The following is a 26488-nucleotide window of genomic DNA, read 5'->3' as shown; positions in this document are numbered from 1 at the left end:
CTCCATGTCCGAAACCAGGATTTCCCCGCGCGTCAGCACGACGCTGATCGACAGCGTCGCGGTCGAACTCGACGCCCATCTGGGGCAAGCCAAGATGACCGTCGGCGCGCTGACCGCGCTCAAACCCGGCGCGGTCGTGCCGCTGGAGGCGGCGCTCAACCACCCGATCGAATTGCGGCTGGGCGAGGCGATCGTCGCGCGCGGCGAACTGGTCGCGGTCGACGACCGGTTCGGCGTGCGGCTGACGGAGATCGCGGCGTGGCCGGAATGATCCTCGCCGCCGCGCCCGCGCGGCTGGGCGGCGGCGCGGCGCTCGATGTGTCGTTGACGCGGATCGTCGTCGCGCTGCTGGTCTGCGTGACGCTGGCCGGGCTGGCGGCGGTGCTGCTGAAGCGTGGCGGCGGGCGGCTGACGCTACCCAGCCGGGCCGAGCGGCGGATCGCGGTGATCGAAAGCCGGCGGATCAGCCCGCATGCCGATCTGTGCCTGCTGCGCTGCGACGGGCAGGAATATGTGATCCTGTCGTCCGCCACCGGGCAGCAGGTGCTGCGTCAGGGACCGGCGGCATGAACGCGATGCTGGCCGGCGGTGCGATCGACAACGATGTCGTGCGCACCGCGCTGATCCTGACACTGCTCGCGGTCCTTCCGGCGGTGGTCATCAGCATGACCAGTTTCGTGCGGACCGTCATCGTGCTGTCGATGGTCCGTCACGCCTTCGGCATGCCTGAAACGCCGCCGACGCCGGTGTTGGTTGCGCTGTCGATGTTCCTGACCGCGTTCACGATGGCGCCGACCATGACCCGCATCAACGCCGATGCGCTGCAACCGCTGCTCGCCGGGCGGATCGGGGTGGAGGCGGCGATGACCGCGGGTGCCGCGCCGCTCAGGCGGTTCATGCTGGCGCAGACGCGCGATGCCGATCTCGAATCGATCTACGCGATCAGCCGTACGCCGTTGCCGCGCCGGGCCGAAGACGTGGAGACGCTGAAGCTCGCCCCCGCCTTCATCCTCAACGAACTGCGCGTGTCGTTCACGATCGGCTTTGTCATCCTGCTGCCGTTCCTGCTGATCGACCTGGTGGTCGCCAGCATCCTGCTGGCGCTGGGCATGATGATGGTGCCGCCCGCGACGATCGCGCTGCCGATCAAGATATTGATGTTCGTGCTGATCGACGGCTGGGGGCTGGTGCTGCAAGGGGTGCTCGGCAGTTTCCGATGATGCGGCGCGTCGGCTTCGACCTCTTGCTGGTGCCGCCACGCGTCGAGGCGTCGCTGTGGCGGCGGCTGCGCTTCGAGAACGAGAAGCGCTGTCGCGAGCAGATCTTCACCCGCTACCGCCTGCTCGCCCGCGCCATTGCCCGGCGTCAGCATGGCCGGCGGCCAAAACATGGCGCGGATCTGGGCGATATGGAGCATTTCGCCTACGAAGGGCTGTTGCAGGCGATCGACCGCTACGACCCGCTGCGCGGCATTCCGTTCGGCGCCTATGCCCGGCGGCGGATCGTCGGCAGCATCGCCGATGGCGCGGCGCGGATGAGCGAAAGCGACGCGACGTGGTCGCAGCGCCGCCGCGCTGAAACCGACCGCGCGCGATCGCTGCGGCGCGACGAGGAGGAGGATCCGGTCGCGGCGCTCGCGACACTGGTGTCGGGCCTTGCCATCGGTCTGATGCTGGAGGGGAGCGCGCTGGTGGTCGGCGCCGACGGCATCGATCCGCGTCCCAATGCGTATCAGAGGCTCGAATGGCGCGAACTCCATGCGGTGCTGGCGAGCGGCATCGCCGCATTGCCCGAGCGTGAGGCGGTGATTATCCGCCAACATTATGAAGCGGGCGTCAGTTTCGCCCAGATCGCGGACCTGCTCAACCTGTCGAAAGGGCGGGTGTCGCAATTGCATGCCGCAGCGCTCGGCCGGTTGCGGCAACGGCTGCACGGATATCGGAGATAGGATCATGTGCGACGACGATGACATCCGCGAGTTGCTGGCCGTGGCGGAAGCTTCCCTGGGCGACGCGCTGCCGATGGTCGAGCGGTTGATCGCGGCGCATCCCGACGATGCGCGGCTGCACTTCTTTCGCGGGTCGATGCTGGCCGGCAGCAGTCGCCCGATCGAGGCGCATGCGTCGCTGTCACGCGCAGTGGCGCTGGCCCCGGACTTTGCGCTGGCGCGGTTCCAGCTGGGCTTTTTCGAGCTGACCTCGGGCGAACCCGTGCGTGCGCAGACGACATGGGAGCCGTTGTCGACGCTGCCCGACGACCATTATCTGCGGCAGTTCGTGACCGGGCTGACGCACCTGATCCACGACCGGTTCGCAGAGACGATCGCGGCGCTGGAAAGCGGGATCGGCGCCAATGTCGAAACGCCGCCGCTCAACCACGACATGCGGCTCATCATCGACCAGTGCCGGCCGTTGCTCGACCCGGTAGCCGAAACGGAAGAAGCGTCGCCAACCTCGTTCCTGCTGGGGCAGTTAGGACGGGGCAGCCTGCATTGAAGGTCGCCGGCACCGACCATATCCTGCTTTTGCTGCGTGCCAAGCTGTCGAATTTGTCGCGTGACCGGGCGGGGCGGGCAGCAGGCAAGGGCGATCCGCGTCCGCTCGAACGGTTGCGGGCGATGGCGGGGTTCGACGCGCTCGGCGAAGACGAACGCCGCCGCGCGGTGGTACATGGCCTGCTGACCGAAGAACTGGGCGAGGCGGTAGCCAATGACGCGGCGTTCGCCGCGGTGCTCGACGAGGTGCTACGGATCGTGGGCGAAATGCCGGGCGGGCTTGCTCTGATCGACCGGGCTGCGGCGGCAATGCGCGGGCGTTAGACCGTTTCGAGGGACCGCCGCTACCTCCGCGTCCCCATCCGCGCCAGTGCCTGTGCGATCGTCGTCCCTTGGTCGTCGAGCGGAGTGGACAGCGCCAGGGTCACGATCCGCTCGACCTTCGCCGCGTCGCCCCCGCCGGCGGCCAGCATCGCTGCGGCGAGGGCACCGGCGAAGCCCTTTCGGTCGAGCCGCTGCGCCACGGCCGTGCGCTGCCGCGCATTGTGGAGGTCACCGGCGAGCAGGTCGAGCACCGCCAGCGAGCCATGCCCCTCCGCGAAATTGTCGTCGACCGCCAGTGCCCGGTCGAAGCGCAGCCGTGCCGTTGCCGCGTCACCAGCGAGCAGATGCGCCCAGCCGGCGGCGATCCACGACCCCAGATGCGATCCGAAGCTTTCCGCGCCGCGATCTAGATCGACCGTTGCTGCCGCGGCATCCTGTCCCGACAGCGCCAGCAACCCGCGCCCGACGCGTGCTCGCGGATTGTCCGGCTGCACCGCCAGCACCCGGTCGAACAGCGCTGCCGCGGCCGGATCGGCGGCTTCCATCGCCAGCGTCGCTTGGGTCACCAGCCCCTCCGGGTGATCACCGGCGCGCTCGGCGGCAGCGCGGGCGAGGTCGGGATCTTCTAGATCGATCGCCAGCGTCGATATCGCGGCATTGACGCCGTCATGCTCGGGAAAGCGATCGAACGCCGCGCGCGCGACCACCTCGGCGCGGTCCATGTCGCCGCGATCGTGAAGCAGCAAGATCAGCAGCTGCGCCGCCTGCGGCAATGCGTCGGCAAGGTCGTCGTCGAGCAGCGCCAGCGCATCGTCATGGTCACCCTGCATCGCCAGCGACCGTGCGAGATTGTAGCGCACGCCGGGCGCATCGACGCCGGCCTCGGTCAGCGCGCGGAAGGAGGCGATGGCGGCGGTCCAATCCCCTGCCGCCATCGCCACCAGCCCGGTCAGATGGTCGATTGCAGGCGATGGTCCCTCGATCGCGCGCAGCCGCTCGATCAACGCTTGCGCGTCGGCCGGACGGCCGGCGGCGATGGCGGCGTGCGCGGTGTCGGTCAGCAGCGCGACATTGGCGGGATCGACGGCGAGGAAGCTGGCAAGCTGGTCGTAATCGGTCATCATGTCCCCTGGTCCAACCGGACGATATCGAAGGATTTGAGCGTGATCCGCATCGGAATTTCGGCGACCGACAGGACCGACAGCGTCGGCAGGCTGCGCCGGGTCAACGTCTTGAGGTGACGGCGCAGTTCGGCGCCGCACAGCAGCACCGGTGCGCGCCCCTGCTGGAACATCGCTTCGGTCAGCGGCATCAGCCGGCGGATAAGCTGTTCGGCGATGCGCGGTTCGACCGCCATCGATCCGCCGCCACTCGCTGCGCCGATGCTGGCGGCAAGCTGGTTTTCGAGACGCGGATCGAGACTGAGCACTGCGAGGTCGGCATGGCGCCCGCGCAACTGATGACAGATCGCATGGCTCATTCGCTGGCGGATCAGCTCGGTCAATTCGATCGGGTCCTTTTGCGTGCGGGCGAGGTCGGTCAGATGCTCGACGATCAGGTCGAGATTGGCGATCGACACGCCTTCAGCCAGCAGCGCCTGTAGCACGCGCTGCACGTCGGACACCGACAGCGTCTGAGGCACCAGTTCCTCGACCAGCCCCGGTTGCCGCCGCCGCACGCCGTCGAGCAGCCCGACGACGGTGGCGCGGGTCAGCAGCGTGCCGACCTCGCTACGTACGATCTCGCCGAAATGGGTGGCGAGTACGGTCAGCGGGTCGATGATCGTGCAGCCGGCGACCTTGGCCGCATCGGCCTGTTCGGGGTCGATCCACCATGCCGGCAGGCCGAAGGCCGGGTCGGTGGTGGGAATGCCGTCGATCGCCGGTTTCTGGCCCTGGCCCGCGACGGCCAGCACCTGGTCGGGGTGGATGTCGCCTGCGCCATAGCGCGCGCCGAACAGGCGGATTTCATAGCCATGGCTGCCCAGACCCGCGCCGTCCTCCAGCCGCACGGCGGGGAAGGGCAGGCCGAATTGTTCCTCATGCACCCGACGCAGTCCCGCGATCCGGTCCATCACCAGCGCGCCTTCGCCGGCCCATGCGCCTGACAGCGCCTCGCCCAACCGGATTTCGAGCGGCGGCGACGCGGTCGATTCCGCCGCGACTTCTTCGTCGACCGGTTCCGCCGCAGCTTCCGCCGCCGCTTTGCGGATGCGTCGCCATGCGACGAAGGCGATGGTGCCGATCACGACGATCGGCCATTTGGGCATGCCGGGCAGCAGCAGCAGCGCAGCCAGCACGGCGGCGACGATCAGCGGGATGCGCGGCACCGATCCCAGTTGCCGGAACACCTCGGTCGACAATTCGCGGTCGGAGGCGGAGCGGGTGACGATGATGCCGGTTGCGATCGAGATGATGAGCGCGGGCAGCTGGGTGGCGATTCCGTCGCCGATGGTCAGCAGGGTGAAGTGGCCGAGCGCTTCGCTCCATTCCATTCCCATCTGCGTCACGCCGACGATCCAGCCGGCGATGATGTTGATGAGCAGAATGATGATCCCGGCGATCGCGTCGCCCTTCACGAATTTCGACGCGCCATCCATCGCGCCGTAGAAGGAGGCTTCCTTTTCCAGCCCCTTGCGGCGGGCCACGGCTTCGTCGCGGTCGATCAGACCCATGTTCAGGTCGGCGTCGATGCTCATCTGCTGACCCGGCATCGAATCCAGCGTGAAGCGCGCGGCGACTTCGGACACGCGCTGCGCACCGCTGGTGATGACGACATATTGCACGACGACGAGGATCGCGAACACGACCAGCCCGACGACGAAATTGCCGCGCACCGCGAACGCGCCGATCGATCCGATCACCGCCCCGGCATCGCCACCGGTCAGGATCAGGCGGGTGGCGGCAACGTTGAGCGACAGGCGGTACAGCGTCGCGACCAGCAACAGCGAGGGAAAGGTCGAGAACTCGACCGGCTTGCCGACATAGAAGGTCAGCAGCATGATTGTCAGCGCGAGGCCGAAATTGGCGATGATCGCGAGATCGAGCAGCGCCGGGGGGATCGGCGCGAACAGGATGACGAGGATGCCGATCGTCGCGGCGACGAGCGCCAGGTCGCGATTCGCGGCGGGAAGCGCGGAGAGGCGCGGCAAGATGCCGGTCGTCATGAATGTCCGTCCTGAAGTCCCGCGCGAGCGCGGCGAAGGTCGATATAGAGGTCGGCGACCGCCGCATAGCGGTCGGGCGGAATGGCGCTGCCCACGGTGCAGGCGCGGAACAGCGCGCGGGCGAGCGGCGGGTCGGCGATGATCGGCACGCTGTGGCGGATCGCTTCCTCGCGCAGTCGCAGTGCGTGGAGGTTGCGGCCTTTCGCGGCGACCTCCGGTGCGATCATCGCCGCTTCGTCATAGCGCAGCGCCACCGCGAAATGTTCGGGGTTGACCACCAACAGGTCCGCCCCGTCGAGATTGCCTTTCCCCTGTGCCGCCATTTCGCGGTGCAGTTCCTTGCGGCGTCGTTTCTGGCGCAGTTCGCCTTCGCGTTCGCGCGCCTCGCGCGTCACTTCGCGGCGGCTCATCCGCATCTGGCGGGTAAATTCGCCGCGCGTGAGGATCTGGTCGAGGATCGCGATAGCGACCGCGACGATCAGGAACGCGAATACCAGCCGCAGTCCGGCCGCCTCCATCGTCGCGACCAGTCGTTCGCCATCGGTTGCATTCTCCGCAAGATGCGTCATCGCCCAGCGCGCGACCATCCATGTCGCAGCCGCATACAGCGCGAACTTCAGGATGCTCTTCAGCGTCTGCTTGAGCATGAGCAGCGAAAAGAGCCGCTTGATCCCCTTGGCGGGATTGAGCCGGCTCCAGTCGGGTTTGAGCGGGTGGAAGGTCAGCAGGAACCCGCGCAACTGGATCAGTTCGAGCAGGATGACGATCCCAGCCATCGTGCCTCCCAGCAATGCGACCGGCGCAGTCGCGCGACGACCGAGCATGCCCAGCAGCTCCGCCGCGCCGCCCGGCTCGCTCGCCCCCGCAAAGCCGCCCGCCAGCGCCATGCGCATCGCCTGCGCCAGCGTCGCCATCAGCGCGGGTCCGGCGATCAGCGTGTAGGCGGCGAGGGTCAGCAGGCTGGCGAGGAAGCCCAGTTCCATGCTGCGCGCGACATTGCCCTTCTCGCGCGCCCTTTGCAGCTTGAACGGGGTCGGAGCCTCGCCGCGATTCTGGTCCTGTTCGGCCATCAGCCGATCCGCGCCATGGTATCGAACGCCGCCGACAGGATGGCGACGAACAGTGATCCCGACAGCGCCAGCGCGATCGGCAGCACGATCATCGTCGCTAGCGTCTTCACCTGAAAGCCGAGCAGCAGTACGTTCATCTGCGGCAGGGTGCGCGACATGAACGCGATGGCGAGGTCCAGCACCAGCAGCACGACCAGCAACAGCCCGGCCAGCCCAAGCGCGATCAGGAACACGCCCGACACATAGCCGATCAGGATTTGCGGATCGGTCGCGGTCAGCGCGCTGCCCATCGGCGCGCGTTCGAGCGACGCGGCCCAGATCGCCAGCAACCGTGCCGGCCCTTCGGTCGCGAAGAAGATCGCCCCGGCCGCATAAGCGAGGATCGTGCCGACCAACGGCAACTGCGCGCGCGTCGCCGGATCGACCAGCACGGCAAGGCCGTACCCCGCCTGAATATCGATCGTCCGCCCGGCGACCAGCAACGCCGCGAACGACAGCTGTAATGCCAGCGCAAGCGCGGCGCCGAGCAGCAACTCCCCCGCCGCCAGCGCAACCCATCCGCCGGCCGGCGGCGGTGCCCGCCACGTCGCCGCCGGATTGCCTGCGACCAGCCATGCGGACAGGGCGATGGCGAGGCCGACCTGGACGATCGCGGGAATGCGGATCAGCGTGAACGGCTGCGCAAAGGCCAGCGTCGGCACGATGCGCAGCGACAGCAGCAACGTCGCCACCGCCTGCGGAACCAGCGGCTGCATCAGTTCACCAGTGCCGGGATGGCAAGGTACAGGCCGCGTGCGAAATCGGTCATCCGCGTCATCATCCACGGGCCGAGCAGGATCAGCAGCCCGGCCGCGACCAATAGCTTGGGGACGTAGCTCAGCGTCGCTTCCTGGATCTGCGTCGCGACCTGAAACACGCTGATGACGACGCCGATCGCCAGCGTCGCGATCAGGATCGGCGCGGCCACCATCAGCGACTGCCACAGCATGTCGTCGAGCAGATTGAGCGCCCGGTCGGCTTCCATCGATCATCCCGCAAGTCCGCGAAGCCCCCGGCTCCGCCCCCGCCGTCCATCTACCGCGACGTGATCGATCGCGCCCGTCGAACTTAGTCCTAAACGAACGAAAAACCTCCCCGACAAGGATCAGGACAGCGGGACGGCGGAGCGCCGACCGCGCGATTTCTTGGGGGGTTTTGGACCATGGTGGCCATCTTCACGGGCGCGGGAACGGGGTTCGAGCGCGGGTCGGGCAATGTGCTGGGCGGGGCGGGAACGCTGGGGCAGGCGGCGCTCGGCCGCTCGGGCGAACAGCTTCTGCTCAACGCTGCCAACGGCAATCTGATGCTGATGCAGCAGGATGAATTGCTGCTCGGGCGCGGCCCCGATGCGGCGATCAGCCGGACCTATAACAGCCAGGGCGATCTTTCCGACGAAAATGGAGACAATTGGCGCCAAAGCACCGATCGGCGGCTGTTTTCGCTGGTTGGTACCGCGAACACCTTTGGTTCGACCATCAAGCGCGTGTCGTCCGACGGATCGGTCATCACCTATGCCTATAACGGCACCAACTACCGCACCACCGATGGCGCGGGTGCGCATGACAGCATCGCCTATGCCGACGGAACCGGCTGGACGTGGACCGACGGCGATAGTCAGTTCGTCGAACGCTATGGCTATCAGTTCGGCGGGCAATCCTACATCACCGAACAGCGCGACCCGAGTGGCAATGCGCTGACCTTCGCCTATGCCGATGGCAAGCTGACCGAGCTGCGCACCGCCAACGGGGAACGCATCCAATATGGATGGAGTGGCAATGCGATCACCGACATCCGCACCTTCACGACGCAGGGTGGCGTCGAGCGGATGCAGACGCGGACCCGCTACACCTATGACAGTCTCGGCCGGCTAAGCAGCGCGACCGTTGACCTGACCCCGGCCGACAACAGCATCGCCGATGGCAAGAGCTATGGCAGCGCCTACACCTATGTCGGCGACACCCGGCTGATCGCGTCGGTCGCGCAGACCGACGGCACCCGGGTCGATTTCGAATATGACGCGTACAACCGGGTGACGGCGGTCACGCAAATGGTCGACGGGGCGACAACACGTGTCACCCGGCTGAGCTATGGCACCGATTTCACGTCAATCACTGATCCGGCGGGACAGGTGACAAGGCTCGATTTCGCGCCCGGCGATTTCGCGGTCGACGAGAAGGTATGGAGCAGCGCCAATCTCGCCCGACAGGCTGCGACGATCAATGGCGCGGCGGCGGTCCGCTATACTGTGCAGACCGGGGGAAGCTGGGCAGGCTCCTCGCAAAACTTCGCGGTGACGGCGGGTGAGACGATCAACTTTGGCATCGATCTGCAAGCGGTCGGCGACGTTACCACGCAGGACTTGGGACTGTATTCCGAACAGAACGGATGGGGTGGCCCGGGCGTCTCGACGGCACGCATCGTGTCGGGTCCGGGGACCATCGAATCGTTGGGCGGCGGCTTCTGGCGCGTCGTAGGTTTATCGACGACGCAGGGTACCCGTGTCGAAATTGCGCGCACCTACGACAAGACCGGATCGGGCGGCGCGTATTTCTACGTCGATCAGGGCAGTAATTTCCGCGCCGGTACGTCACTGATCGCGGGCGGGCAGACGCTGGTGCGCAGCACCACCGCGTCGTCGCTCGACCGGATGAACGCGACCAAATGGACCGCCAGCAATCTGAGCCGCGCGAACGATAGCGCGATCGGCGGCGCGCCAGCCTATAAATTCACCGTCAAGACCGAGAATACCGCCGCGAACCTGCAACGCAGCTTCACCGCCAAGGCGGGCGAGACCTACAGCTTCCTCATCACGTTGAAGGCGACCGGATCGGTGCAGGGCCACCATCTGGGGCTGGGCGGCTCGGTCAGTGCATGGGGCGCGGACGATTTGTCCGATGCGCGAATCCTGTCGGGGCCGGGTTCGCTTGGTCGGCAAACGGGCGGATTCTATGCGGTCGGTGGATTGTCATCGACCGAAGCGACGACGATCCTGATCACTCGCACCTATACCCAAGACGAAACCGGCTACGCTCGCCTGTTCGTCGCGCTGGCGAACGACGAACCAGCCGGGGCGGGCGTAATCGTCGCCGGCCTGAACCTGATCGGACCGGTCGACGAACCCGAGACGGCGCGGCACCTGACCCGGATCACCGCACCCGCAAGCGAAGCGGGCGGCGTGCAGCAGGTGACGCAGTTCAGCTATACCAGCACCGGCAACGTGGCATCGGTCACCGACCCGAGCGGCAGCGTCACGAAGATGACCTATGACGCGGCCGGCAATCTGCTGACCACGACCGACCGGCTCGGCAACGTCGTCACCCGCACCTATGATGCGAAGAACCAGTTGCTGCGCACCTCCGCCAGTGCGGTATCGGCGGGGGCGGCCGAAACCATCGCCAGCAACAATATCTACGATAGCGCCAGCCGCCTGCGGTACACGGTGTCGGCCGACCGGCGCGTGACGCGCTACACCTACAACGCCAACGGGCTGCTGGTCCGCACCGACAGCTTCACCGCCGATACGCTCGGCACTTCGGTATCGCTGACCGAAACGGCCCTGAACAACTGGGTCGGGGGGCTCAGTGACAAATCGGCGCGGATGATCGTCCGCTACGAATATGATGCGCGCGGCGAAGTCTCGCGCATCGTGCGTGACGGTGCAGCCAATAGCAGTGGCGATCCGACAACGGCGCAGAGCTATGCCGAAACGGTGTTCGTCCGCGACGCGGCGGGCCGTCTGCTCGAACGCGTCACCGGCGGGCAGCGCGAGCTGTTCGTCTATGACGGCATGGGGCGTATGATCGGATCGACCGACGTGCACGGCGGCCAGACCACAATCGCCTTCGATGATGCCGGCGCGCGGACGGTCGTGACGCTGGCCAGCGGCGCGGTGCAGACCTCGACCTACAACCGTGCCGGCGACCTGGTGTCGAGCAGCGAGGCGGGCAGCTATAGCGGGACGGGCAGCGCCAGCTATCGCTACGACCGGGTGGGCCGCGTCCGCATCGCCACCGATAGTTTCGGCAACAGCCGCTATGCCATCTACGACCTGACCGGGCGCAAGACCGGCGAGGTCGATCCGCTGGGCCGGCTGACCGAATATCGCTACGACCGCAACGATCGGCTGGTGGCGACGATCGGCTGGAGCACCGCGCTGTCGACCGAACAGATGGCGCGCCTCGGCGATCCGGCGGTCGATATCGATATCGCCACGCTACGGCCCGCGGCTTCGGCGGCCGACAGCTGGAACTGGATCGTGTATGACCGCGAAGGCCGCGTGGTCCAGCGGATCGACGCGACCGGGGCCAGCGTCGTCTATGACTATGACGCATCCGGCCGGCTGCTCAGGGAAACCGCCTATGCCAACCGGCTGGCGGTCGACGGACTGAAGACGACGCTGCCGACCGCCGTCACCCGTCCGACGACCGACAGCGCCCGCGACAGTGTCAGCCGCACCTTCTACGACCGCGACGGCAATGTCGTCGGCACGCTCGACGGGGAGGGGTATCTCAGCCGGTCGGTCTATGACGCGGCAGGCAATCGCGTGTCCGCGACCAGCTTCGCCAAGCGCACGACCGATTCGCTGCGCACCTCGGCCAGCTTCACCGCGCTGCTGTCCGACGTCGGCAGCACCGCGAACGACCGCATCGTCCGTTCGGTCTATGACGGGCAGGGGCTGCTGCGCTTCACCATCGATACCGTCAACCGCGTCACCGAATATGTCTATGCCGGCCCGCGTGCCGGCGACGCGACCGGCACGGTGCGCCAGACGATCGCCTATGCCCGCCCGATCGCGGCGCTGGGCAGCTACAATGTCGCCACGGTCACGCAGGGGCTGGCCAACGCCGGCGCGACGAACGACGCGGCCAACCGGCGCAGCTTCGCGGTCCATGACGGCAAGGGCAATCTGACCTTCGCGATCGACGCTGCCGGATCGGTCACCGGCTATGCATATGACACAGCCGGCAATGTCGTGAAGACGACGCGCTTCGCCACCGCCTACGCGACCGCCAGTTTGCCGACGGACGAGACGATGGCGGCATGGGGCAGCGCGAATGGCGGCCATGGCGACAACCGCATCACCCGCAGCTATTATGCGGCGCGCGGCGAACTGCGCTTCACCATCGATCCGATGGGCTATGTCAGCCGCTATGATTACGACGCCGCCGGGCGGGTGGTCGCGGTAGTCCGCTACGATACGGCCATGGCCGGCGCCGACGACGGCACGACCATTGCCGGTGTCGCCGCGTGGCAGACCGGCAGCTACACCGTCACCTCGACCAGCTACGACGCCGCCGGGCAGGTGTTCGAAACGACCGACGCCGCAGGCACCGTCACCCGCTACGCCTACAACGTCAACGGCACCGTCCAGTCGACGACGGCGGCCTATGGCACCGTCGACCAGGTCCGCACCCAGCTCGGCTATGACGCCGCCGGACGCGTCGTCACCCGGATCGAGGATGCCGACGGCCTTCAGTCGACCACTCGCTACAGCTATGACGGCCTCGGCAACCTGCTCGCCCAGGTCGCGCCCGACGGCACCAGCACGACCCGGTTCTCCTATGACCGCGAAGGACGGATGCTGACCCGCACCGATGCGCTGGGGCAGGTCCAGTCCTACGATTATGACTCGTTCGGGCAGCGGGTGCGGATCGTCGATGAAGCCGGCCGCGCGACCTACAGCCATTACGACGCCGCCGGTCGCGTCATCGCCGTCCGCGATGCCGAGGACTATGTTACCGAGACCAGCTATACCGCGTTCGACCAGATTGCGACCGTCACCCGCCGCAAACAGCGCGCGACGAACGCCGCCGCGATCGGAACGGTGCCCATCGTCGCGACCGATCCGAAGGACGCGGTTACCCAATTCTTCTACGACAAGCTCGGCCGCGTCGTGCGCACCGTCGATGCGGAAGGATATAGCGAAAACAGCCGCTACAACAGCTTCGGCGAAGTGGTGCAGGCGACCAACAAGCTCGGTGGGGTGACCTTTCGCTTCTACGACCGCCGCGGACAAGTCTTCGCAGAAAATGTAGCGAAGACGGCTTGGGACGCAACGGGATCGGCGCGGACAAGCACCTCGAAGATCGTCGATTTCGATCCGGTGTATTATGCCAATACCTATGAGGATCTGGCAAATATCGCCAATAATCCGGCGGCATTGTATGCGCACTGGCAGAATTCCGGTTGGCGCGCCGGTCGCAATCCGAATGCCGATTTCGATACCCGTTACTATCTCGCGAACAATCCGGACGTTGCCGCTGCCGGCATCGACCCGCTGGATCACTACGCCCGCTATGGTGCGGCGGAGGGGCGTGCCGCCAATGCACAGATCGTCGCCGGTGCGCAGGAGGCGGGCGGCGTTCGGACAGAATATCGCTACGATGCGCGCGGCAACCGGATCCGCATGGTCGAAGCCTGGGGCCTTACCGAACAGCGCGTCACCGAATACAGCTATGACGCGCTGAACCGCCTCATCGAGAAGCGCGGCGAGGCGGTCGATTACGGCCTGCCCGGATCCAGCGTGAATGCCGGCACCGCCCAGCCGACCGAGAAATATCTCTATGACCGTCATGGCAACCTGACGCGGCGCACCGATGCCAATGGCCGCCACACCTGGTTCTATTACGACGCGCTCGACCGCAAGAATGGCGAGGTCGACGCGACCGGTGCCTATGTCACCTATGCTTATGACCAGAACGGTGGCCTGATCCGCCGTCGCGCCTATGCGACCGCCGTCACCACGTCGCAACTGACGACCGACAGCCGCCCGGCCGAGACCGGCGACTATCGCGAAACGACCTATGCCAATGACGCGCTCGGCCGCCGCGTGTCGACCAGCATCGCCGGCATCCGTACCGGGGCATGGGACGTCGCCAGCGGCAGCTATGTCTATGGCACCGGCACGCTGACCGAAAGCGTCGCCTATGATGCGGTGGGCAATGTCGTGCGCACCACCGACGCCACCGGCGCGTCGATCCTGTCCTATTACGACAGGCTGGACCGCAAGGTCGCGCAGGTCGACCAGGCAGGCTATCTCACCGAATGGGCCCTCGATGCGGAGGGCAATACTGTCTCCGAGCGCCGCTATGCGGTGGCGGTCGCCAATGCATCGGCGAGCGAGCGTCCGGTCGGGACTGCCCACACCGACGACCGGGTGACCGACTTCACCTACGACCGCAACGGCCGCCGCCTGACCGAAACGCGCAAGGACGTGGTGGCGTGGAGCGTCGATCCGACCAGCGGCGTGCTGACCGACGTCACCGGCGATGCCCAAATCACCTACACCTATAACGGCCTCGGCCTCATCACGTCGAAGCGCGAGGCGACCGGCGATACCACGCTCTACGCCTATGACCGAGCCGGGCGGCTGATCGGCGAACAGCGCCCGAATCTGATCAACAGCGCCGATGACGAAGCGATCCCGCAGCTCGCTTACTATTACGACGGCATCGACAATCTGGTCCGCACCGTCGAGGGCACCGACCGCGTCACGACCCATCGCTACGACGAACTGGGCCGAAAGGTCGCGATGACCGACGCGATGGGGTCGACCCGCTATTATTTCTACGACCGCGTCGGCAACATGTTGGCGGAGGCCTATTCGCGCCGCAACAGCGCCGACGCGGTCCTGCGCGAAGGGGTCATCTATCGCTATGACGGCGTCGGGCGGCTGCGCGGACAGTCCTTTGCCACCAAATGGACGCGCTCGAGCACCGAGTTCACCAGCCTCACCACCTCCGGTTCCCCGCCCGAAGTCCTCTTCACCTACAACGTCTTCGGCGAACTCGTCTCGCGCTCGGTCGGCGGACTGGTGCAGGAACAGCATGAATATGACGACGCCGGCCGCATGTGGCGCAGCACCGGCGGCGACGGGACGTGGCGCTATTTCATGTACGACGGCGCGGGCCGGCAGACGCTGACGCTCGAAAGCGACGGGGCGACCAAGGTCCAGAACGCGTCGCTGGGCAACGTCCTGCGCATGGCGACGCTGGAGGGACGGGTGATGGGGGATCCCGCCAACGGCATCGTCGCGACGGCCACCCAATATGACGCCCGCGGACAGGTGACGCGCGTCCACAGCCTGCAACGCGAACTGGCCAGCGGCGTGACCGGCGGGACCGACCTGCGCACGTCGCGCAGCTACACCGCCTTTGGCGAGGTCGCGAGCGATACCGACGCGCGCGACGCCACCACCTATTACGCCTATAACCGGATGGGCCGGGTAACGTCGATCCGGCGGCCGGTGGTGCTGGGCGCCGATATCGACGAAACCGGCATTGCCGAAACCCGCTATTACGACATTTCGGGGCGGCTGGCCGGGACCAGGGACGGCAACGGCAATCTGACGACGCGGCGGCTGGCCGGCGGCACCGGCTATGGCGGGGCGGCCGAACTGGTGACGGCCGAATATCATGCCGATGGTGGTCGGGTGTTCCAGCGTTATGATGACGCCGGCAATCTGGCGAAGCGCACCGACGAACTGGGCCGCGCGACCTATTCGACCTATGACAAGCTCGGCCGGCTGCTCACCACCAGCAATGTCAACAGCCGCGACGTCGCCCACAGCTACACCTACGACTCGCTCGGCCGGCGGCTGACGCACAGCCAGACCGGGCGCGAGGCGTCGGACCGCGAGACGACCGATTACGACGTCGCCGGGCGGATCACCACCAACCGTGCCTTTGGCGGCGATGTCACGACCAACAGCTATGCGTGGGACGCCACCGTCGACAGCGGCCTCGGCGTCGCGGGCGGCTGGCGGCAGACCACGACCTACGCCAATGGCAAGCAGACGATCGAGGTCAAGGACACGTTCGGCCGCCTGACCACCCGTACCGACATGGGCGGCAACGTCGCGACGACCAGCTATGACCAGGCGGGGCGGATCGCGACGATCTCGGGCCTTGAGAGCCAGAGCTTCACGTGGCTGAATACGGGGCTGCTCGCCACCCAGACCAGCGATCTGGGTTCGGGCAGCGTGCGCTCGGTCGCGACCTTCGGCTACGACCAGGTCGGCAACCGCGCGACCGAGACCTTCACCCGGGACGGCGTCGTCTATCGCCGGAGCGAGGCGATCTTCGACATGCAGAACCGGATGCGGTCCTGGGCCGATACCGGCGACGCGGTACCGACCGCGTTGATGAGCTGGCTGTACGACAAGAACGGCAACATCATGCGCACGTACGCGACCTATGCCACGCTGAAACAGGATGGTTCCGTCCGCGACACCCCCCCTGAGGAACGCTGGTTCCGCTTCGATTCGATGAACCGAATGACGCTCGACGGCGGCAGGATGGGCGCCAACGGCATCGAACGCGGCGACGGTACCGAAATCACCTACCGCGTCGATGGCAGCCGGGCGACGGCACTGACCAGCGTCCTTACCTATGCCTCGGTGTTCGATCCCGACCGTGAACAGGGCGGTCGTGGCGAGAAGACGGTGGAGTATCGTGCTTCTCGCCGGGAATCCTATGAATGGCGTGATGACGGGCAACTCCTCGCCGTAACGTCTGAGGATACTGGCTACATCGACAATGGCGACGGCACGGCTTCGGAAGACGGCGTTTACCGTCTGACCGGGTCGGCCGGCTACGAATATGACGTACTTGGCCGGCTCACGCGTCAGACCGACCGGGGGGGAAGCAACGAAGCGATTTACGACCGGGTCCTCACCTATGACGGCGACGGCCGTGGCCAGATCGTCGCCGAGACGACCGTGACCAAACAGGGCACGGACACGGTCAATACGACGACCAGTTCCGAATACGGCACCGGCACCGACTATGCGCTGGGCGCGGTTCTGAAGGTAACGTCGACCACTACCGTCAACGGTGGTAACAGTACCACGACGACGAGTAGCAACAACTACGAATGGCGCGACGGCGCGCAGTTGACCGGTACGGTCACCACCAAGACGAACGCGAACACCGCCTACACCAGTTATACTTACAGCGGCGTTGGCCAGTTGGAGACCGTGTCGATTGGCGGCGATCGCTCGCGCACGGTAACCTTCATCAACGACCTCGCCGGCCAAGCCATTCGCCGCGACGAAGACGACTACCGCGACACCGGCGACCCGCACGAAATCTGGTACCGACATGGCGGTCGCGAGATCGGTTATGTCGGCAATAACGGCAGCGCATCGGACAGCTATCAGGAATCGATCAATCGGCGTGGTTTGAAGCCCGACGACAAATCGACCTTCGCGCCGTTGGGCGGCCAGCCGCGGGGGTCGCATTTCGCCGAGACGATCGATCGCATCAACAGCTTCGAAACCGGCAGCGCCGGGCGCAGCTATACGGTGCAGGCCGGCGACACGCTGAGCGGCGTTGCCGACCAGGTCTGGGGCGACGCGTCGCTGTGGTACAAGCTCGCGACCGCCAACGGCCTCGGTGCCGACAGCGTATTGGTCGCCGGGCAGGTGCTGACGATCCCGGCGGGCGTAGTCCGCTCGACCTACAATGCCGACACGTACAAGCCCTATGACCCGACCGATGTCCTGGGCGACATCAACCCGAACCCCAAGGCAAAGCGCGGGAACAAGTGCGGCGGGTTTGGGAAGATATTGCTGGCAGCCGTTGCGATTGCCGTAACCGCAATTGCGACGGCCGGTATCGGAGCGCTCGCGACGGGGGCGTCGTTTGCTGGTTCGTTGACCGCAGTTGGGACCGGAAGTCTGGCTACGTTCGCTGCGTCGAGTGGCGCTACGCTAGGCGTGACCGGCACCATCGCCGCCGGCGTAGCGGGAGCGATGGTCGGTTCGGCGGCGAGCCAGGGCCTCGCCATCGGTATGGGAATGCAGGACAAGTTCAGCTGGGGCGGGGTCGCCATGGCCGGCTTGAGTGCGGCGGTTGGCGGTACGCTGGGTACGCTTCCGCTTGGAAGCGGAGTTCAGGGGGCAGTCGTTCGCGGCGTTTTGGGCAACGTCGTAACGCAGGGCGTTGCCATCGCGACGAAGCAGCAAAGCCGGTTCGACTGGGCCGGGCTTGCTGCTTCCGCAGTAACCGCCGGGGTGGGGCAGGTGGTCGCCGGTAACGGTACGTCTGCGTGGCGACAGCAAGCTGCAGGCTATGCGTCCGGGATTGCCGGCGCTGCAACGCGTAGCATCCTTACCCGCACAAGCTTCGGCGATAACGTCCTGGCGGTGTTGCCTGACGTAATTGGTGCGACCATCGGCAGACTGGCGGCAAGGGGTGTTGCGAGCCTTAGCCGGCCTGGCGGCGGTGGGTCGACGGGTGGGTCGGCTTCGGACGAATATTCGGACAGTCAGGGTATTTCCGACGCCTTGAGCGCTTCCGACGGTGGGAGCAATAGTGATCTGAGCGCTCCACGGGCGAGCGGTGTCGACGCTGATACTCGTCAATACACGCCGCGCATCGTCAAAGACGCGGTGCCGATCTACGAACCTCGCCAACCCGGTGTCGTGTATGCCGTCGATAACGGCGACGAACTGGTCGTAACCGGCGATCTAAGTAAACGTACGGTCACATCCAATTTCGACTACAGTCAGCTTCACTGGCTGCGCCAGCTTGACAACTACCAACCGACCTTCTCACTGAACAGCTCGCTAGGGTCGTATGTTAGTTCGTTTTCGGGAGCCTTGTGGTTATACCAACCCGGGTATCATTTCGCTGGACGAGATTATAGTTCCCGGCAAGCCGCTATTTCCGCGGGAATGCCAATCCTAACGAACCCACCCAGCGACGCATCCATGAAGGAAATGCGACGCAATGTCGCTTTCGTGAACGCATTGAGTGTTGCCGATCAGGTTTCAATTAATGCTGGAATAGTTGCTTATGATCTCGGTGCCGACGCTAACACGATAAACGCCAGCACGAACGCCGATATCATAGCGGGTGGATTGCTTTTGGGTGCCTCAATGAGGCCAACCGGCAGGATATCCCCTATGGGTGTGCCCCGTCCGGGGTTGGAACCCATCTCGGGACGCCTGTCGGCAGCCCCAGAGCCCGCAGGGGGAGCGGCGACCGCCGGAAGGACATATAGTGGTGGCGCGTATGGTCGGCTTTCTGCTCAGAAGGGTGTCATTGAGCGGCACCACGCTCCAGCAGATAGTGTCAGCCCCTATACAACATATAGCGGCCCGGCCATTCAGATGGACTATGCTGACCACCTTCTGACATCGAGCCATGGTAGCCAAGGTCTGGCTGGGGCGCTATATCGTTCTGAAGTTAAGCAGTTGATAGATGCAGGCAACATGCGAGGCGCAATGGCGAAGGAGATTTGGGATATTCGCCGCGTCTCGGTTCAAAGCTCCGGCTCGACAACAAAGTATAATACTGCAACGCGCGAGATGCTCGACTACGCATACGGTAAGGGTTATCTGAAAAAGGTTCCATGAAATGAATGTGATAGAGCCTTACGTATCGGCAGGAGGCTTCGAGTTTGGAGCTTCTTACGATGAAGTTGTTGCGGCGCTGGGGGAACCTCATTCCACGGGAAAAAGCCGTTTGGGTGAAACGGTTGTCCGATATGACGGATGTGGCGCTACGATCTCATCGCGCGGAGTGGTTGAGGCATACTTTCTGCCTGAGGCGGACGTGTCACTGTCCGGCATTGACGTGTTCGGTGATGCCGCTGCCTTCAGAAGCCTATGCGCCTTGGATGGCGATCCTAAGGAGTTCATGGGCTTTATTATCTTGCTCAAACTCGGTGTTACCATGACGGGCTTTCATAATGGTGATGCGGCTCAGCAGGCGATAACCGCCTTTGAGAAAGGGCGCTGGGATCAACTGCTTGGTGAAATGCAAGCATATCGGGTTGCCTGATTTGGAGCTGGCGTCTGAGCTGATCGGTGCCCGGCTCGACGCTATGCGGACGCGTTGCGGGTGCTAGCCTAGGGAGACTAGCCTAGTCCGATCCCCGCATTGTGTCCGTCGAGTACGCCGACCGGTGCGCCATCGCGGATGCCGAGGTCGTGAGGGGCGCGGTTGTGGGTAGAGACAGCCGCGCCGTGTCGTGCGCGACTGATCGCGAAATAGAAAGTCTCCGCCAGCTATAATTCAAACCAACCCCTTTAACCGATACAGCGCCTCCATCGCCTCCCGCGGCGACATCGCATCGACATCCATCCCCCCCAGCGCCTCGCGCAGCGTATCGACCGGCGCTTCCTCAACCGCCGCGACGGCAGCGAACAGCGGCAGGTCGTCCAAGCCCGCCGCAATCCCGCCGGTCTTGGCCTTGCCGTCCTCCAGCTTCGCCAGCACCGCCTTGGCGCGTTGCAGCGTGGCGGGGGGCAGGCCCGCCAACCGCGCGACGGCGATGCCGTAGCTGCGGTCGGCCGGCCCTTCGGCCAGTTCATGGAGCAGGACCAGATCGCCCTTCCACTCGCGCGCGCGGACATGGTGGAGCGACAGCGCATCGCAGCGTTCGGCCAGCCGGGTCAGCTCGTGATAATGCGTCGCGAACAGGCAGCGGCAGCGATTGTCTTCGTGGATCGCCTCGACCACCGCCCACGCGATCGCGAGGCCGTCATAGGTCGAGGTGCCGCGCCCGACCTCGTCGAGGATCACGAACGACCGCGGCGTCGCCTGCGCGAGGATCGCGGCGGTCTCGACCATCTCGACCATGAAGGTCGACCGGCCCCGCGCGAGATTGTCCGACGCGCCGACCCGGCTGAACAGCCGGTCGACCAGCCCCAGCGTCGCCGAGGTCGCCGGCACGAAACTGCCGGCCTGCGCCAGCACGACGATCAGCGCATTCTGCCGCAGGAAGGTCGACTTGCCGCCCATGTTCGGCCCGGTCACCAGCCAGAGCCGCGACGTTTCCGACAGGCGGCAGTCGTTGGCGACGAACCGCCCGCCACTCTTCGCGACCGCGCTTTCGACCACCGGATGCCGCCCGCCGACGATCTCCAGACAGGCATGACCGACCAGGGTCGGCCGTGCCCAGCCGCCCTCCGCCGCGCGTTCGGCGAGCGCCGCCGTCACGTCGATCCGGGCGAGCGCGTCGGCGGTCGCGGCGATGTCCTCGCGGTTGGCCAGCGCGGCCTCGGTGAATGCTTCCAGATGCGCGGCCTCCGCCGCCAGCGCATGGGTGCCCGCCTGCGTCACCTTCAGCGCCGCTTCGTGCAGGTCGGGGGCGTTGAAGCGCACCACGCCCGCCAGCGTCTGGCGATGGGTAAAGCCGCTGTCGGCCGCCATCAGCTTGTCGGCGGCGCGCGCCGGTACCTCGACATGATAGCCTAGCACGCCGTTATGCCGAATCTTCAGTGCGGCGATGCCGGTGCGTTCGCGATATTCCGCTTCCAGCGCGGCGATCGCCCGCCGTCCGCCCGCGCCCGTATCGCGCAGCGCGTCGAGCGCCGCGTCGAAACCGCTGGCGACATAGCCGCCCGCACTCGCATCGATCGGCGGCATTGGTACGAGGCCGCGGGTCAGCAGGTCGATCAGCTCGCCATGCCCGCGCAGCCGCGGCGCGAGGTCGCCGATCAGCGGCGGCACCACCGCCAGCTTGTCGAGCCGCTGCCCCAGCGACCATGCCGCGCTCAATCCGTCGCGCAACTGGCCGAGATCGCGCGGGGATCCACGCCCCGCCGCGATCCGCCCGAGTGCCCGGCCGATATCGGGCAACGCGCGCAGCGTGGTGCGCAGTTCGTCGCGCAAACCCGGATCGTCATGCGCCCAGCCGACCGCCGCCAGCCGACCCTCGATCGCGAAACGGTCCATCAGCGGCGCGGCGATATCATTCGACAGCAGGCGCGCACCGGCGCCAGTCACCGTCCGGTCGACCTCCGCCAGCAGCGACCCCGCCCGCGCTCCGGCCGCCGTCCGCGTCAATTCCAGGCTTTCGCGCGTCGCGGCATCGATCGCCATGCACTGGCCATCGGCGGCGCAGACCGGTGGGCGCAGGAACGGCAACTGTCCGCGCGCGGTGTGGTCGAGATAGGCGATCAGCCCCCCCGCCGCCGCTAGCGCCGCGCGCGAAAACTGCCCGAACCCGTCGAGCGTCGCGACCCCGTGCAGCGTCTTCAGTCGCGCCTCGCCCGCCGCACTGTCAAAATCGGCCCGCCCGCGCACGCAGGTCGCGGTCTCCGCGAACGCCGACGTCTCGGCCGCCACCACCTCAACGGGCTGCAACCGGGCGAGCGCGGCGGTTAGCCCGGCAGCGTCGGTCTCGATCACTTCGAACCGGCCGGTCGACACATCGGCTGCGGCGATCGCCACGCCCCCGGCCGCCTCGCCGATGGCGACGCACCAGTTGGCGGCGCGCGCGTCGAGCAGTGCCTCCTCGGTCAGCGTCCCCGCCGTCACCACCCGGACGATCGCGCGTGCCACCAAAGCCTTGGATCCGCGTGCGCGTTTCGCCTCTTCGGGGCTTTCGACCTGTTCGGCGATGGCAACGCGGTGCCCGGCCTTGATCAGCCGCGCCAGATACCCCTCCGCCGCATGGACCGGCACGCCGCACATCGGGATCTTCGTGCCCTCATGCTCCCCGCGCGCGGTCAGCGCGATATCGAGGCAGGCGGCGGCGATCTTCGCATCGTCATGAAACAGCTCGAAGAAATCGCCCATCCGGTAAAAGAGCAGGCAATCGTCGGCCTCCGCCTTCAACGCCAGATATTGCTGCATCATCGGGGTGGGGGCGGGGGAATCGTCCGCCCTAGCCTTGGTCGCCATGGGCCGTGCGATACCGGTGCGGGCAGGGGAGGGCAACGCCATGCTGCTTCCCAACTTCCGGGATAACATACTTGCCCGATCCGCCTTCCCCTGCGTAAAGCCCATCCAAACGGGAGAAGCGCCAGTGTCCGAAGCCACCGACCAGTTTTCCGAGCGCGAGGCGCTGCTGTTCCATTCGGAAGGGCGCCCGGGCAAGATCGAAATTATCGCATCCAAGCCGATGGCGACGCAGCGCGACCTCGCGCTCGCCTATTCGCCCGGCGTCGCGGTGCCGGTTCGCGCCATCCATGAAGATCCCGCCACCGCGTACGACTATACCGCCAAGGGCAATCTGGTCGCGGTCATCTCCAACGGCACCGCCATTCTCGGCCTCGGCAATCTCGGTGCGCTCGCGTCGAAGCCGGTGATGGAGGGCAAGGCGGTCCTGTTCAAGCGCTTCGCCGACGTCGACTCGATCGATATCGAGCTGAAGACCGAGGATGTCGACCGCTTCATCGATGCGGTCGAACTGATGGAGCCGAGCTTCGGCGGCATCAATCTCGAAGACATCAAGTCGCCTGAATGCTTCATCATCGAACAGACGCTGCGCGAACGCATGAACATCCCGGTGTTCCATGACGACCAGCACGGCACCGCGATCATCTGCGCAGCCGGCCTGATCAACGCCTGTCTGTTGACCAAGCGCAAGCTGTCCGAGGTTAAGGTCGTGGTCAACGGCGCGGGCGCCGCCGCGATCGCCTGTACCGAATTGATGAAGGCGATGGGCGTCGCCCATGAAAACGTCATCATGTGCGACCGCACCGGTGTGATCTATCAGGGGCGCGACGATGTGAACCAGTGGCAGTCGGCGCACGCCGCCGCCACCGATCGCCGGACGCTCACCGAAGCACTGCATGGTGCCGACGTGTTCCTCGGCCTCTCCGCTGCCGGCGCATTGAAGCCCGAAATGGTCAAGGACATGGCCCCGTCGCCGATCATCTTCGCGATGGCCAATCCCGAGCCCGAAATCCGCCCCGAACTGGCCAAGGCCGCGCGCCCCGACGCGATTGTCGCGACCGGGCGTTCGGACTATCCGAACCAGGTCAACAACGTCATCGGCTTCCCCTTCATCTTCCGCGGCGCTCTCGACGTGCGCGCGACCGGCATCAACGACGAGATGAAGATCGCCGCCGCCACCGCCATCGCCGAACTGGCGCGCCAGCGCGTGCCCGAGGAAGTGGCGCTGGCCTATGGCACGCAGCACAGCTTCGGCCCCGAATATATCATCCCGGCGCCGTTCGACCCGCGGCTGATGGAACTGGTGCCGTCGGCGGTTGCCAAGGCGGCGATGGATTCGGGCGTCGCCACGCGCCCGATCCTCGACATGGACGCCTATCGCCAGCAGTTGCGCGCCCGGTTGAACCCGACCACCTCGGTCCTGACCATGGCCTATGAGGGCGCCCGCGCGCATCCCAAGCGCGTCCTGTTCGCTGAGGGCGAAGAGGAAGTCGTGCTGCGCGCGGCGATCGCGTTCAAGGAAGGCGGCTATGGCATCCCGGTGCTGGTCGGCCGCGATGACGTCTATGACCGTCTGCGCGCGATGGGTGTCGCGAATCCCGAGGAATATGAAGTCCATAACAGCCGCACCAGCGAGATGGTGCCGCAGATGGTCGACTTCCTGTACCAGCGCCTGCAGCGTCGCGGCTTCCTGAAGCGCGACTGCGAGCGGATGATCAATCAGGATCGCAACACCTTCGGCGCGGTGCTGCTGCAACTGGGCGTCGCCGACGCGATGATCACCGGCATCACCCGCACCTATGCGCAGGCCTATCGCGGCGTGCGGCGGGTGATCGATCCGGTTGGTGGCAAGGTGCCGTTCGGCATCCATCTGCTGGTCGGACAGAGCCATACCGTGTTCATGGCCGACACCACGATCAACGAACGGCCGAGCGCCGAGGAACTGGCCGACATCGCCGAACGCACCGCCGCCGTCGCCCGCCGCATGGGCCACGAACCGCGCGTCGCCTTCCTGAGCTATTCGACCTTCGGCAATCCCGAAGGCCAGTGGATCGACAATGTCCGCGACGGCGTGGCCGCGCTCGACAAGCGGCAGGTCGGCTTCGAATATGAGGGCGAAATGGCCCCCGACGTCGCGCTCAATCCGCGTCAGATGGCGAACTTCCCCTTCGCCCGCCTGTCGGGTCCGGCCAATGTGCTGGTGATGCCGGGGCTGCAATCGGCCAATATCTCGGCCAAGCTGCTCCGCGAACTGGGCGGCGACGACGTTATCGGTCCGATGCTGATCGGCATGGAAAAGCCGGTACAGATCGCGCCGATGACGTCGACCGCCAACGAACTGGTGACGCTGGCGGTGCTGGCGGCCGGCGGCATGGTGGGGTGATGGGAGGGGGCGCTTGGTTTACGCGCCCCCGTATTCCGCTTCGTCATTGCCACGCAGGAATTTTGCGAAGGTAGTATGGTCTTGACCCGTTTCACGGTGCCGTTGCTCGTCCTGTCGTTGGCGTTCGGTTTCGCCCCATCACCCGTTTAATCGCAGGCGTGGTTGCTAGGGAAGCGGGCCGACGGCGGTGGCGCGCCGGTCAAGGTCAAGGCCAAGCAGCTTGCCGATGGCCGTATTCGGGTGAGCGCTCGCGCGGCACCTCGACAGACCCGCGAGGTGGCACAGGCAATACTGACACGGTTGGCCGAAATGTCGCGTGCGGAAGGGAAGTCCCGTTTCGTACTTCTTGAGGAGAAGTGTTCGATGCAAACCATGTATGGATCACCTATCGCGTACGATTGCTCGATAGAGGCAGTCCCGTTGAAGGATGGCGAAGCAACGCCGCCGTCCAAAGAGAATTTCCAACCGATTAACGTCGCTGACATTCTCGATCGCTGACGTTTCATAGGAAACCCCTGCTTGCCGCAAGCACGGATGCCCGTCAAAACTCCTTGATCAGCCGGACCCCGCCGACCGGCCGCGCCGGTTCACCGCGCTGGCGATCCGCGCCGGCACCCAGTTGTACATTCACCTTGTCCGCCAACGGCGCATGGAATTGCGGGATCAGCGCGATGCCGCCGTCGCGATGCGATTTGTAATTGACCTCCAGTCCAACTACCCGAGCGCGGGCAAGGTCGTAAAAGGTCGAATGATTAACCAGCAGCCCGGCGTCGCTTTCCGACTGGCCCAGCCGGACATCGCCGACCCCGACCATCGTCATCGTGCTCAGTCGTTCATTGTGCCGCCGCCCCAACATATACAGTAGCGCCTGCGACGTGCGCTTGCTCTCGCGTTCATAGATGCCGAGAAACTGCACGCCGTGGACGATCCGCCCCCGGTCCATCGTCCCGAACGTCGCCTGCGCGCCCATTTTCAGTTCCGCCAGCCGCGTCCCCTCGAACGGCAATTCGATCTCCAGCGCAAAGCCATCGGCAACGGCATATTCGACTTCCGGCGCCCATTCCAGCGCGCGCTCCTGTCCCGACAGCGGCGACAGCGCGAGCACATTGGTTTCCAGCTCCCCGCGCCGTGCGCTCATCGGGCGGACCATGTCGAACACCATCGGTTCGGGAATGTCGGGATAGGCGTTGGCCTCGGCAGCGAATGCCGGTGCGGCGGTAGTGATGGCGAGCGTAAGCGCAGCAAGACGGCGACTAAACATCGATAGATCAAGTCCTTTTCGTGAACAGGCGGTGTAGCGCAGCTTCGCCGGTCGGCAAACCGCAGCGGTCCCGAACGCCGGTCGCCCGGCCGCAGGGACATTGCCGGCGCCATCGA

At 65.8% G+C, this 26488-nt stretch carries 16 protein-coding genes; 9 read left to right on the top strand and 7 right to left on the bottom strand.

The annotated features are described in order from the left end of the window. The first annotated feature begins 4 nt into the window (after positions 1–4). From AAIO73_RS09295 to AAIO73_RS09270, 6 genes are read left to right on the top strand one after another with little or no spacing between them, the layout of a single operon-like run. Positions 5–271, top strand: a complete 267-nt coding sequence (locus tag AAIO73_RS09295) for a FliM/FliN family flagellar motor switch protein (protein ID WP_345877544.1) — start codon at positions 5–7, stop codon at positions 269–271. After that, on the top strand, positions 259–570 hold the full coding sequence (locus AAIO73_RS09290) for a hypothetical protein (RefSeq protein ID WP_345877542.1): 312 nt from the start codon (positions 259–261) through the stop codon (positions 568–570). The genes AAIO73_RS09295 and AAIO73_RS09290 overlap by 13 nt, the downstream gene beginning before the upstream one ends. Beyond that, positions 567–1220 (top strand): flagellar type III secretion system pore protein FliP, encoded by a 654-nt coding sequence (gene fliP, locus AAIO73_RS09285; RefSeq protein ID WP_345877540.1) that lies wholly within the window; start codon positions 567–569, stop codon positions 1218–1220. Before AAIO73_RS09290 ends, fliP begins: the two co-directional genes overlap by 4 nt. Continuing rightward, the gene (locus tag AAIO73_RS09280; protein WP_345877538.1) at positions 1217–1948 is read left to right on the top strand and encodes a sigma-70 family RNA polymerase sigma factor; all 732 of its coding nucleotides are present in this window, start codon (positions 1217–1219) and stop codon (positions 1946–1948) included. The genes fliP and AAIO73_RS09280 overlap by 4 nt, the downstream gene beginning before the upstream one ends. Before the next feature lie 4 nt (positions 1949–1952). Then, positions 1953–2495, top strand: a complete 543-nt coding sequence (locus tag AAIO73_RS09275) for a tetratricopeptide repeat protein (protein WP_345877536.1) — start codon at positions 1953–1955, stop codon at positions 2493–2495. Then, positions 2492–2818, top strand: a complete 327-nt coding sequence (locus AAIO73_RS09270) for a hypothetical protein (protein ID WP_345877534.1) — start codon at positions 2492–2494, stop codon at positions 2816–2818. Before AAIO73_RS09275 ends, AAIO73_RS09270 begins: the two co-directional genes overlap by 4 nt. 20 nt (positions 2819–2838) lie before the next feature. Here the strand turns inward: AAIO73_RS09270 and AAIO73_RS09265 are convergent, their stop codons facing one another. Genes AAIO73_RS09265 through fliQ form a run of 5 tightly spaced genes read right to left on the bottom strand, consistent with a single transcriptional unit; the run spans position 2839 to position 8078 of the window. After that, positions 2839–3942: a tetratricopeptide repeat protein gene (locus AAIO73_RS09265; protein ID WP_345877533.1), complete on the bottom strand. Its 1104-nt coding sequence runs from the start codon at positions 3940–3942 to the stop codon at positions 2839–2841. Beyond that, a complete protein-coding gene (locus AAIO73_RS09260) occupies positions 3939–5984 on the bottom strand; it encodes a flagellar biosynthesis protein FlhA (RefSeq protein WP_345877532.1) in 2046 nt (681 codons plus the stop codon). Before AAIO73_RS09260 ends, AAIO73_RS09265 begins: the two co-directional genes overlap by 4 nt. Next, positions 5981–7054, bottom strand: coding sequence for an EscU/YscU/HrcU family type III secretion system export apparatus switch protein (locus tag AAIO73_RS09255; protein ID WP_345877530.1), 1074 nt, complete (start codon positions 7052–7054; stop codon positions 5981–5983). The genes AAIO73_RS09260 and AAIO73_RS09255 overlap by 4 nt, the downstream gene beginning before the upstream one ends. Next, positions 7054–7809 carry a flagellar biosynthetic protein FliR gene (locus AAIO73_RS09250; RefSeq protein WP_345877529.1) on the bottom strand — a complete coding sequence of 252 codons (756 nt, stop codon included), beginning with the start codon at positions 7807–7809 and terminating at the stop codon, positions 7054–7056. Before AAIO73_RS09250 ends, AAIO73_RS09255 begins: the two co-directional genes overlap by 1 nt. Then, on the bottom strand, positions 7809–8078 hold the full coding sequence (gene fliQ, locus AAIO73_RS09245; RefSeq protein ID WP_345877527.1) for a flagellar biosynthesis protein FliQ: 270 nt from the start codon (positions 8076–8078) through the stop codon (positions 7809–7811). The genes AAIO73_RS09250 and fliQ overlap by 1 nt, the downstream gene beginning before the upstream one ends. Before the next feature lie 177 nt (positions 8079–8255). Between fliQ and AAIO73_RS09240 the strand changes: the two genes are divergently transcribed. Both AAIO73_RS09240 and AAIO73_RS09235 read left to right on the top strand, forming a co-directional pair. Continuing rightward, positions 8256–19454: a LysM peptidoglycan-binding domain-containing protein gene (locus AAIO73_RS09240; RefSeq protein ID WP_345877525.1), complete on the top strand. Its 11199-nt coding sequence runs from the start codon at positions 8256–8258 to the stop codon at positions 19452–19454. A 1-nt stretch (position 19455) separates the two neighbouring features. After that, complete coding sequence (locus tag AAIO73_RS09235; protein ID WP_345877524.1) at positions 19456–19881, top strand: hypothetical protein; 426 nt, start codon at positions 19456–19458, stop codon at positions 19879–19881. 234 nt (positions 19882–20115) lie between these two features. Here AAIO73_RS09235 and mutS read toward each other — a convergent pair whose 3' ends face one another. Then, positions 20116–22686, bottom strand: a complete 2571-nt coding sequence (gene mutS, locus AAIO73_RS09230) for a DNA mismatch repair protein MutS (protein WP_345878036.1) — start codon at positions 22684–22686, stop codon at positions 20116–20118. Positions 22687–22855: 169 nt separating this feature from the next. Here mutS and AAIO73_RS09225 point away from each other — a divergent pair, with 169 nt between their 5' ends. Then, the gene (locus AAIO73_RS09225) at positions 22856–25111 is read left to right on the top strand and encodes an NADP-dependent malic enzyme (protein WP_345877522.1); all 2256 of its coding nucleotides are present in this window, start codon (positions 22856–22858) and stop codon (positions 25109–25111) included. 541 nt (positions 25112–25652) lie between these two features. On the opposite strand, the gene AAIO73_RS09220 is transcribed toward AAIO73_RS09225, so the two are convergent. Continuing rightward, positions 25653–26372, bottom strand: a complete 720-nt coding sequence (locus tag AAIO73_RS09220; RefSeq protein WP_345877520.1) for a hypothetical protein — start codon at positions 26370–26372, stop codon at positions 25653–25655. Positions 26373–26488 lie beyond the last annotated feature (116 nt).

This window comes from Sphingomonas epibiotica, from assembly GCF_039615155.1.
Lineage (GTDB): Bacteria > Pseudomonadota > Alphaproteobacteria > Sphingomonadales > Sphingomonadaceae > Sphingomonas.
This window is presented reverse-complemented; position numbering and strand designations above follow the sequence as displayed.

Excerpts from the sequence above, each read along its gene's own strand:
- AAIO73_RS09265 (WP_345877533.1), bottom strand. The coding sequence starts at position 3,942 with ATGATGACCGATTACGACCAGCTTGCCAGCTTCCTCGCCGTCGATCCC.
- AAIO73_RS09280 (WP_345877538.1), top strand. The coding sequence starts at position 1,217 with ATGATGCGGCGCGTCGGCTTCGACCTCTTGCTGGTGCCGCCACGCGTC.
- fliP (WP_345877540.1), top strand. The coding sequence starts at position 567 with ATGAACGCGATGCTGGCCGGCGGTGCGATCGACAACGATGTCGTGCGC.
- AAIO73_RS09255 (WP_345877530.1), bottom strand. The coding sequence starts at position 7,054 with ATGGCCGAACAGGACCAGAATCGCGGCGAGGCTCCGACCCCGTTCAAG.
- AAIO73_RS09275 (WP_345877536.1), top strand. The coding sequence starts at position 1,953 with ATGTGCGACGACGATGACATCCGCGAGTTGCTGGCCGTGGCGGAAGCT.
- mutS (WP_345878036.1), bottom strand. The coding sequence starts at position 22,686 with ATGATGCAGCAATATCTGGCGTTGAAGGCGGAGGCCGACGATTGCCTG.
- AAIO73_RS09240 (WP_345877525.1), top strand. The coding sequence starts at position 8,256 with ATGGTGGCCATCTTCACGGGCGCGGGAACGGGGTTCGAGCGCGGGTCG.
- AAIO73_RS09220 (WP_345877520.1), bottom strand. The coding sequence starts at position 26,372 with ATGTTTAGTCGCCGTCTTGCTGCGCTTACGCTCGCCATCACTACCGCC.
- AAIO73_RS09235 (WP_345877524.1), top strand. The coding sequence starts at position 19,456 with ATGAATGTGATAGAGCCTTACGTATCGGCAGGAGGCTTCGAGTTTGGA.
- fliQ (WP_345877527.1), bottom strand. The coding sequence starts at position 8,078 with ATGGAAGCCGACCGGGCGCTCAATCTGCTCGACGACATGCTGTGGCAG.
- AAIO73_RS09260 (WP_345877532.1), bottom strand. The coding sequence starts at position 5,984 with ATGACGACCGGCATCTTGCCGCGCCTCTCCGCGCTTCCCGCCGCGAAT.
- AAIO73_RS09250 (WP_345877529.1), bottom strand. The coding sequence starts at position 7,809 with ATGCAGCCGCTGGTTCCGCAGGCGGTGGCGACGTTGCTGCTGTCGCTG.
- AAIO73_RS09295 (WP_345877544.1), top strand. The coding sequence starts at position 5 with ATGTCCGAAACCAGGATTTCCCCGCGCGTCAGCACGACGCTGATCGAC.